Origin of the sequence: Sporocytophaga myxococcoides DSM 11118 (assembly GCF_000426725.1) — a bacterium.
In the GTDB taxonomy this organism is placed as follows: Bacteria; Bacteroidota; Bacteroidia; order Cytophagales; family Cytophagaceae; genus Sporocytophaga; species Sporocytophaga myxococcoides.
The window spans coordinates 317649-327498 of record NZ_AUFX01000003.1; the positions used below are offsets into that span (position 1 = coordinate 317649).

Below are 9850 nucleotides of genomic sequence, written 5' to 3' on the forward strand. Positions count from 1 at the left end.
ATTTATTTATGTATATAAAAGGATTTGCTAAAGACATTCTCTTTGGAATAGCTGTAGGAGAAGCACTTGGGATACCATTTGAATCTATGGAAAGGATTGATATGTTTAAAAATCCTGTTTTTGATATGGTTGGTTTTAAAGCATATAATCAGCCTTCGGGCACATGGTCACATAGTAGTGCTCTCACTTTTTGTGTGGCTGAATCCATTGCGAATGGTTATGATCTGGAAACAACAGCTACAAATTTTATAAGGTGGAAAAATGAATCTTGTAAGAGTGCGAAAGGATATATTTTTAACAATAACAATTCAACTGTTAGAGCAATATCCAGACTAGAAAAGATAATAAATCAAAGTCAGGAAGGAAATCAATCTTTATTCTCTTACACTTCTGGTATTGACAATAGCAATGGTTCTTTGATGAGAATTCTTCCTTTATTATATGAAATTAGAGTGAAAAATATTAAAATTCAATTTGATATCATTTGGAACAATTCATCACTTACGCATAACCATATCAGGGCTGCCATGTGTTGTATGATTTATTTAAAAGTGGCAGAATACATTTTAAACGGTCATGAAAAATCAGATGCTTATCATCGGACAAGGCTTGACATAAAGGAACTTTGGGATGTTATAGGCTTTGATAAAAATGAGACAAAATACTTTGAAAGGTTAATTCAATCTGATATCAGTATTTGTTCCATAGAAAATTTAAGATCAGGAGATTATGTTATAGAATCACTGGAAACCTCACTGTGGTGTTTATTAAAATCTGATTCATACAAAGAGGCTGTGCTAAAATCAATAAATCTTGGTAACAATACCAGCTCTATCGGAGCCATCACAGGAGGGCTGGCTGGTCTATATTATGGTTATAAATCTATTCCTGACAACTGGATTGAAAAACTCACAAAAAGAAAATATATTCACGATCTTGCTAATCGACTAGACTTAATGTACTCATAAAGCACTAATTCATCTTAAGAAAAAGCTATTTCTGTTGTTTGAGACTTTTCAATTCATTTTGAAGTGAATCATTTGCAGCTCGCAATAAATGATTTTCTTCTGTTAAATTTTTAATCACACTAAATGAAGTGTTACGGCTACTTTCTTTTTCTTTCTTACATTCTTCCAATTTTAAATGCTCTGTTACTGCATAAGCAAAGACACCAAGCACTGCAAAAATGATGATTACCAAAAGTGAATTCTTTTTCATAACTTTCTAATTTACTTCAAATGTATTTTAATTTTATCTAACCAAAAATTAAAAGTTAAGTTACTTTCATTTTTCCAGAATTGAATCATTATCCATTATACTCAGAATGCCTGCCATCCCTCCACCTGGCGCCATCCATATCATAAGAGTTTTTCCATTTAAGTACGCTCCTTCTTCAACTTCAAGCTTTTCCTGACTAACTTTTGACTCTGGTATATCTTTATATAAAATGTAATTGAATAATTTTTCTCCCAATACAGACAAATCAATTTCTAAAAATCGCTCCTCTTCATTTGTCATGGCCCCTATGAACCATTGATTTCTCTTCCTTCTTGCTAATACAATGTATTGTCCTACCTCACCTTTCAGAAACTTTGTTTCATCCCATGAAGCAGGTACAATCTTTAAAAACTCTGACCCTGGCTGTCCATAATAAGCATCCGGATGATCGCATAGACTTTGTAACCCACTTTCATATACAACATACATTGCAAGCTGACTACATCTTGTCCCTATAGCCATTGGCTCCTGCCATTCCGACCTATGTTTGTCAGCAGATACATTTCGAAATGCACCAGGAGTAAAATCCATCGCACCTGCAAGCATTCTTGTATATGGTATTGTTACATGATGAGAAGGCATTGTATTAGCCCACTTGTTATACTCCATTCCCCTAACACCTTCATGAGTAATTAAATTTGGATAAGTTCTGGACAAGCCGGTTGGTTTATGGGCTCCATGCATATCGACAAGCAAAAAATTCTCAGCAGCAAGCTCCGTTACTTCAATATAAAAACAGACCATCTCCTGATCATCTCTATCCATATAGTCCATTTTTATTCCTTTAATTCCCCATTGTCTGTATAGTGGAAATGCTTCCTGCATTTGTCGTTTTACACAATTCCAATTGAGCCATAAAAGAATACCTACATTTCTTTTCTTTCCATATTCTATTATTTCGTGAAGATTGAGTTCCGGAATAAATTTTGTAATATCTGCATCTGTATCATCATGACTGCCGTACCATCCGGCATCTATAAGCATATATTCAAGGTTAAATAAACTTGCAAAATCTATATAATACTTGAAGGTATCTGTATTCATACCTCCGAAAATTCCTTCCTTTTTAACCACTGCATTAGACCACCAGTCCCAGGCATATTTACCAGGTTTTATCCACTCTTCAGCATTAGTAATCTTTGAAGGATAATTCAAATGGTTCAGTAGGTTTGACTCAATTAATTTACCGCCATGATCTCCCGTCATCACAGCCCTCCAGGGAGATTGAAATGAACCACTTTTTCTCACAGCTATCAGATCATCTGAACGACGAGATAATAGGCTATACATAGATTTTGTCTCAATATCCCATTTCAGATAACTTCCGGAATAATCAATGAGAGCAGCTTCTGTAATTGCAATAGCCAGGTGTTCATTTTGAGCTAAAAATGGTAAAGCTATTAATCGCTCAGATTCCAATTCAGAAATTCTCTGCTTATGATACAACTCCTCATAATTAGTAGCAAACGAATTAAGGTACATTGGCCATAAAGTCAGGTCTGAAGCTATTAACGAATAGTTATTGTTCTCATTGATTATATGAAATTCGTGCGTTTCACTTTCAGAAAATTTATAGCAGAAGGCCAATCCTTCATTATATGCCCTTACAATTATATCGATATGATATCTGCTTCCTAAACGATCCTGACAATGCAAGATGATTTGATTGTATGTCCCAACTGCCTTACTGGATTTCCCAGAATATAGATTATAATTCTCCCTTGAAGAAATACGTTCAGTATTTCTTATTTTCAAATGCTCACCTATTTTTCCTTCAGTAGTATCAAAGCCTCCAAGACTGCATCTAAGGAAATTCTTTCTTTGATATTCACATAAAAGAATCACTCCGTTTTGCGACTCCTCAATATATATACTTAATCGCGTATCAGGAGATTCAAGCTTCATATTAGTTTATTTTAGATTTTAGTATGCATATAAAATTTACTCAAGCTTTAAAACTCCAAACTTAAAAGTTTCTTCTCTTGTATTGCATTTATATACTATGAATTCTGATTCGCTTTTTTTAATTAATTCAGAAATCTTTATGAGTCCTATATCATCGGTACTATCAACAACCTCCCTTTTCTCATTGCTCTGTTCATCAATAGTACAAACTACCGTCATGCCATAGTTGGAGTTTTTAAAATGTAAAATCTTTTTTTGTCCTGGAATATTTCTGTTGTCATCTGAAAATATTAATCTGATCTTTCCATTCTTCACCGATTTGAAGTATGAACAAAATGGTATAAGGCTTTCTTTCCCATCCTGCTTTTTTCTTACTACCATATGACGTTTTATATTTCCATCTTTATCCAACTCTATAATTAAAATATTTCTAAAATAAATTTTTGTCTCTGAAGAACCACCAGCCATAAAAATACCACTTGACGAATAGTATACAGGAAGCATAGGAGTATTGCTAGGAGAATCAACTGATATATCTTCTGAAAAAATGTAGGAATTGCCATTTTCCATTACTGTTATATCCTGCAATAAGAAATCATTTGAGATTGTATAACTGTCCTTCTTTCCTTCAACATCCGTAAACTCAGGACCGAAATCACTTGTTATAATTTTTAATTTAAAAGGTTCAGATGTATTTACTCTTCCATAAAAAATTCCAGACTGTTTCTTTTCTATAGTTATTGTTTGCCAATCTTTTGGTCCTGTAACTATTCTGTTATTATAAAAACCACTAATTATCAAATCATCTCCCTGAGATGTCAGTTGAATTTGCCTGATTTCTTTTGACTCTGGCTCAATTTTAACCTGCTGTAAAGATCCTTTCAAAAGAGAATACAAACGATATTCAAACCCTTTCCCAAAATCGCCATTAGTATTTTCTTTCTCCTTTTTGTTCTTAATCAGAAGATGCCAGTTTTCAAGTCTATCAATTTCACATTTCAGAATCCAGTAAGATTCAGAAGGAAGGTCTAATTTTATTTTATTAGTTACCTCAACCTGAAGATTTTTATTCAATACAAAGGTATAGAAGTGGGTAAGGTTCTTTCTGGCCTTAGAATTCTGATTATGAATAAAGAGTTTATCATTCTTTTTAATTATGACCACTTCCACAGGATCTTTTCCTTCAAGAAAAATTCTTCCTAATTCTTTATAAGGCTTGACTTCACCTGTCTTAGAAAGCTGAGCAAACAGAAAAATCTGTTCTTCTTTATCAACACAAGAGGCAAATAGCAATTCTTTACCATCAAAATTGATAAGCTCTTCTCGCCTTACTTTTTTGCCCTCAAAATATGGAGGAGGCAATTGGCATTCAAACTTAACTTTAAATGTAGTATCAAATTTTCCAGGAACTTTTCATGTTTTATATAAGAAAATTCTGGGTAAGGACCAGAACCAGATCCTTTAATAGAATATATTCCGTTATCAGTCAGAGTAATTAACTTTCTCAGCATTCCATTTACGGGTTCATGCTGCATATCGCCCCATAAAATTTTTTGACCGAATAAATGAGACTGTGAAAAAGTAAATAATACAAGAAGTAAAATAATTATACGATTCATAAACTTTTAAAATGTTTCAAAACTAAGAAGTAATCAATAAATAACCTCTTAAAACTCCCATCCTGCGTACAAAAATATTTCTATTTTTTCATCCTTTTACAATAAACCCACGTATAAATTCGATGAAGACAAATTCCGGAATTATGAGGAAAATTTATACTCTTTTAATTTTAATTGCCTTGACTCTTTCATCCTGTATTACAGGAGGTAAAAACAAAATGAGTCATAAAAAAGCATCTTCATCGGGTGCCGTAGCATCCGAGAGTAAAAATTCATCGAACAAAAAAGTGAGGGCCAATTATCGCTCTAACAAATATCATCCTAGTGCATCAACTTATGAAAAAGTTGAAGACCCTACACTTCGCGCGCACAAAGATTTAAAGGAATCCAGGAAATACAAGAAATATGAAGCTAAGAGAAAAAACTCTCAAGCTCAATACCTGAATACTTTAAATAAATCCAATAAATACAAGGATTCCAAAGTAAACAGTGGGAAGTTCAGTTTTTATTAACAGATTAAATTGGATGAATAAATTTTACAATATGAAAAATAAGTTAACAGTCAGCGGGATTATGCTGTGCCTCTTATTTTTTGCATATACGGGGGTGTTGGCTCAGGACATTCAATTTAGTCAGTTTTATAATGTACCCCTGTTTATAAGCCCGGCATTTGCAGGAAGTGTGCATCAACCAAGAGCAACGATCCACCAGAGATTACAGTGGCCAAAGCTCGACGGAAAATATATTACATCATTTGCTTCATTCGACACTTACTCACCAAAATACAATAGTGGATTTGGTGTTTATGCATTAAAAGACTGGCAAGGATCCAATACCATCAGCTCTACGGAAATAGGATTTCAATATAGCTATGAGTTACACATCAACAGTCAGCTTGTTTTCAGGCCAGGCTTGCAACTTGCAATGATTTCCAGGTATATAGACTATGCAGACCTAAGATTTCCCATTCAGTTTAATGATGAGCAGGGATTCTTTGACCCAAATAACAACTATGCAGGTGTTCCAAGAAAATCATTTGCTGACATATCTGCTGGTGGTGTATTTTATTCTAAAAATTTGTGGTTAGGATTTTCAACACACCACATAAACACACCTAACCAAAGCTTTTACGGAGATATAAGCAGATTACCAGCCAAATTTGCTGTGCTAGGAGGTTACAAATTTCTCTTCAGCAATGATAAGAAAAAATATTACACTGATGAGGACAATGAAATAAGTCTTACTCCTACTTTCAATTATAAATCTCAAGGTAAATCAGATCAGTTTGATCTTGGTCTTTATGGGGTTTATAACCAGTTTCTCGCAGGTGGATGGTACAGGGGTATACCATTTAAAAGGTATGAACACAGGTTCCAGAATAATGAGTCAGTTGTAATATTTCTTGGATTTAAAACAGCTGTCGGATTAAAGTTCGGTTATAGCTATGACTTTACAGTTTCTAAACTCGCCATAGCCAGAACCGGAGGATCGCATGAGTTTAATCTTACTTATGTATTCACTAAAAAATTAAAGAAGAAAAAACCGATGCGTCGTATGCCATGCCCAAGTTTCTAATACTTGGGCATATTTATTTATTCTCAAATGAAATTCAATTTCGATTTTAAAGAGCTATTACTTGTTGGTTGTTTTGTTAGCTATCTGTCAACTGGTTTAGCTCAAAAAATTCAGCCTATTGTTTCAGGAAAAGACATACAACTACTCGAACACCAGGCTGGCAGTTATTTTTCACTGGAGAAATACAGTCTGGCAGAGCCTTTATACTATAAATTAGATTCCCTTAAGCCAAACACTCCGGACTATGGCTATAAACTTGGGGTCTGTTATATCTATAACAACAAGGAAGATAAAGCACTTCCTATATTCGAAGCCGGATTAAAAAAAGCTTCATTATACCCCAAAGCTTTACTCTATTACGTTGCAAGAGCCTATCATCTCAATCACAAATTTGATGAAGCCATCAAATATTATGAGCGTTATAAAGGGTTTGTAAATAAAGAAGGGGACAAAAATAAAGTTACTATTATTGCTAACCTCAACAGACAGATTGAGATGTGCAGAAACGGAAAAGAGCTGATAAAAGCTCCCCTACCGTTAGAAGTTTTTAATCTTGGACCAGATATTAATTCACCATATCCTGATTATGGCCCTGTTGTAACGGCTGACGAAGAACAGGTAATCTTCACCTCCAACAGACCCAATACAACTGGCGGATTGAAAACTGAAGATGGCATTTATTACGAGGACATTTATATATCCCAAAAAACGACCAACGGATGGACTTCAGCAGTACAGATGCCAGAACTGAACACGACGGGACATGATGCAAGTAAAGGTATTAATCCTAATGGTGAAAAGATGATTATATACCGATATGGAAAAGATAAGCTTTTATCTTCTGCCTCCGGAGATTTGTATTTATCAGAACAAAAAAATGGCCAATGGCAGAAAGCAGAACGAATGGCAGATAATATCAATTCCCCAGGTTGGGAACCTTCTGCAAGTTTGCCAGACGATGACAGGATAATTTATTTTGTGAGCAATCGACAGGGCGGTTTGGGAGGTACAGATATTTACAGCATTAAGAGACTTCCAAACGGTGATTGGGCTGAGCCATGGAATCTTGGCCCTGTAATTAATACACCATATGATGAAGATTCTCCATTTATTTCTCCTGATGGTAAAACATTATACTTCAGTTCTACAGGTCACCATTCTATGGGCGGTTATGATATTTTTATAACCAGATTTGATGATATAAAAAAACAATGGACATCCCCGGAAAATGTGGGCTATCCAATAAGCACCGCACAGGACGACCTTTATTTTAGCTGGTCTGCTGATGGCACCAGAATATATTTCTCAAGTGTAAGGCCGGGAGGATATGGTGACAAGGATATTTATTATGCTTCTATTAAGAAAAACAACAATAATGTTCTGATATTAAAGGGTAAAATCTTAGATGCCAAGGATCAGAAACCGTTAGAAGCAATAATCAGAATAAGTGATCCAGAAACCAACGAAACAATTACAAACGTAACCACCAATAGCACTACAGGCAAATATATTGCAGTATTGCAGACTGGGAAAAAATATAGAATTACATTTGAATCTAGTAATTTTCAAATAATTACCGAAAATATTGATTTATCAGGGTCAAATAATTCAACAGAACTCGAAAAAAATATAATACTTGAAAAGTATTAAGTTAAATATGTTAAATTTAAGGTATTAAAAAAAAACTATCGGAATTTAAGCAATGAAGTGCCGAAAATACATTCTGGGATTAAGCATTTATTTATTTTTATTGGTCCCCTATACTACCAATGGTCAATACAATCATATTGGAGAAGAGTATAAAGAAGTTGAAGCGCAAGCTAAAGAACTGATGATGAATGAACAGTTTTATCTTGCCCTTCCCATCTATCATTATCTTGACAGTCTGCTTCCCAATAATCCAAAATACATTTATCCATTGGGAGTTTGTTATCTGAACAAAGTTGAAGAGACAAAAGCACTTAGCTATTTTGAGAAATGTCTTAAAGAACCTTCTAAATATCCGGACAGACTTTATTATTATACAGGAAAGGCATATCACTTACAGTTGGAATTTGATAAAGCGCTTACCAATTATGAAACCTACAAGTCACTTCTTGTAGCTGCAAAGAAAAAAAGTAATAAGACTCTTTTGAAAGAGGTTTACAGAGATATTGAGATGTGCCACAACGGTAAAGAACTCATAGCCAAGCCTCTTGATATTAAAATTACTAATCTTGGCAGTGCAATCAACTCTCCTTTTCCTGAGCATGGACCAATTTTATCTGCAGATGAAAGTGTTTTGATTTTTACCTCTGGAAGGTCAACCACGACAGGCGGAAATATTGACAAGGTAGACGGTCAGTATTTTGAAGATATCTATATATCTCATAAAACGGATACAGGCTGGAGTGCTCCAGTAAGCATTGGAGACAGCATCAATACAACTGATCATGATGCCAGTATTTCACTATCAGCAGATGGACAAAAACTTTTACTGTACAAATCTGAAAAAGAATATTTTGGTTTAAGCTCACAGGGAAATCTTTACGTAAGTGAATTAAAGGGAATGCACTGGACTAAACCAGTAGTATTGCCATCACAAATATGTACCAAAAACTGGGAACCAAGCGCAAGTGTTTCCTCGGATGAAAAGTTTATGATTTTCTCTAGCAATCGTCCTGGTGGTTTTGGAGGTCTTGATTTATACATCGTTAAAAAACTTCCAAACGGACAATGGGCCCTTCCTATGAACCTTGGGGGAGTAATCAATTCACCATATGATGAAGATGCACCCTTTATCCACCATGATGGTAAAACATTATATTTCAGCTCCAATGGACATAAAAGTATGGGAGGATTTGACATCTTTATGTCCAAATTTGACTTATCAACCTTTAGCTGGAGTGAGCCAGAGAATATTGGTTATCCTATAAGCACAGCCCATGATGATATGCATTTTTCCTGGACCGCAGATGGTAAAAAAATCTATTTCTCAACTACTCGTCCTGAAGGTTTTGGAGATCGTGATATTTACTATTCCGAAGTATATAAAGAAGCAGCAAAATTGGTGGTACTAAAAGGAATCATATCAGACTCTTTAACATCAATGCCTTTAGATGCAACAATAAAGGTATTGGATAGCAAAAACAATGAAGTAATCGGAATTTTTAATTCTAACAGCTCCACCGGCAAATATATCGTCATCCTTCCCGAAGGAAGAAATTATAATTTCTCAATTACAAGTCAAAACTACAATGTATGTGCTGACGTTTTGAATTTTTCTAATCTTGAAAAATTTGAAGAGATAGAAAAAAATATAAAATTGTGTCCTAAATATAAGTAACTAGGGCACAATTTTCTTTTACATTTTTTTACCTTTTTTTTTACTTTTCTCTCCTTTAAGCTCTTAGATTAATTAAATATTTTATTAGACAAAACAACTATAGATTCTGATTTCCGTAAAAGGCTGTAGTAATTGTGTCGAATTTATC

The 9850-nt window shown here is 34.4% G+C and carries 8 protein-coding genes; 5 read left to right on the plus strand and 3 right to left on the minus strand.

From position 1 onward, the window contains the following. Positions 1-8: 8 nt before the first annotated feature. Complete coding sequence (locus K350_RS0101100; RefSeq protein WP_028978346.1) at positions 9-968, plus strand: ADP-ribosylglycohydrolase family protein; 960 nt, start codon at positions 9-11, stop codon at positions 966-968. A 25-nt stretch (positions 969-993) separates the two neighbouring features. On the opposite strand, the gene K350_RS0101105 is transcribed toward K350_RS0101100, so the two are convergent. From K350_RS0101105 to K350_RS0101115, 3 genes are all read right to left on the minus strand, one after another. Further along, a complete protein-coding gene (locus tag K350_RS0101105; protein ID WP_028978347.1) occupies positions 994-1218 on the minus strand; it encodes a hypothetical protein in 225 nt (74 codons plus the stop codon). 66 nt (positions 1219-1284) lie between these two features. Next, complete coding sequence (locus K350_RS26870; protein ID WP_051312745.1) at positions 1285-3183, minus strand: glycoside hydrolase family 97 protein; 1899 nt, start codon at positions 3181-3183, stop codon at positions 1285-1287. Between the two features lie 36 nt (positions 3184-3219). Continuing rightward, positions 3220-4545 carry a hypothetical protein gene (locus K350_RS0101115; protein WP_028978348.1) on the minus strand — a complete coding sequence of 442 codons (1326 nt, stop codon included), beginning with the start codon at positions 4543-4545 and terminating at the stop codon, positions 3220-3222. Between the two features lie 475 nt (positions 4546-5020). On the opposite strand from K350_RS0101115, the gene K350_RS0101125 reads away from it, so the two are divergent. From K350_RS0101125 to K350_RS26880, 4 genes are read left to right on the plus strand one after another with little or no spacing between them, the layout of a single operon-like run. After that, entirely contained in the window at positions 5021-5314 is a 294-nt protein-coding gene (locus K350_RS0101125) for a hypothetical protein (RefSeq protein ID WP_156026808.1), read from the plus strand. 31 nt (positions 5315-5345) lie between these two features. Next, a complete protein-coding gene (locus K350_RS0101130) occupies positions 5346-6377 on the plus strand; it encodes a PorP/SprF family type IX secretion system membrane protein (protein WP_028978351.1) in 1032 nt (343 codons plus the stop codon). A gap of 27 nt (positions 6378-6404) precedes the next feature. Further along, the gene (locus K350_RS26875) at positions 6405-8027 is read left to right on the plus strand and encodes a PD40 domain-containing protein (RefSeq protein ID WP_051312746.1); all 1623 of its coding nucleotides are present in this window, start codon (positions 6405-6407) and stop codon (positions 8025-8027) included. A gap of 52 nt (positions 8028-8079) precedes the next feature. Continuing rightward, positions 8080-9702 carry a PD40 domain-containing protein gene (locus K350_RS26880; protein WP_051312747.1) on the plus strand — a complete coding sequence of 541 codons (1623 nt, stop codon included), beginning with the start codon at positions 8080-8082 and terminating at the stop codon, positions 9700-9702. The last annotated feature ends 148 nt before the right edge of the window (positions 9703-9850 follow it).

Coding starts and splice junctions, on each gene's coding strand:
- K350_RS0101100 (WP_028978346.1), top strand. CDS start 9: ATGTATATAAAAGGATTTGCTAAAGACATTCTCTTTGGAATAGCTGTA.
- K350_RS0101105 (WP_028978347.1), bottom strand. CDS start 1,218: ATGAAAAAGAATTCACTTTTGGTAATCATCATTTTTGCAGTGCTTGGT.
- K350_RS26870 (WP_051312745.1), bottom strand. CDS start 3,183: ATGAAGCTTGAATCTCCTGATACGCGATTAAGTATATATATTGAGGAG.
- K350_RS0101125 (WP_156026808.1), top strand. CDS start 5,021: ATGAGTCATAAAAAAGCATCTTCATCGGGTGCCGTAGCATCCGAGAGT.
- K350_RS0101130 (WP_028978351.1), top strand. CDS start 5,346: ATGAAAAATAAGTTAACAGTCAGCGGGATTATGCTGTGCCTCTTATTT.
- K350_RS26875 (WP_051312746.1), top strand. CDS start 6,405: ATGAAATTCAATTTCGATTTTAAAGAGCTATTACTTGTTGGTTGTTTT.
- K350_RS26880 (WP_051312747.1), top strand. CDS start 8,080: ATGAAGTGCCGAAAATACATTCTGGGATTAAGCATTTATTTATTTTTA.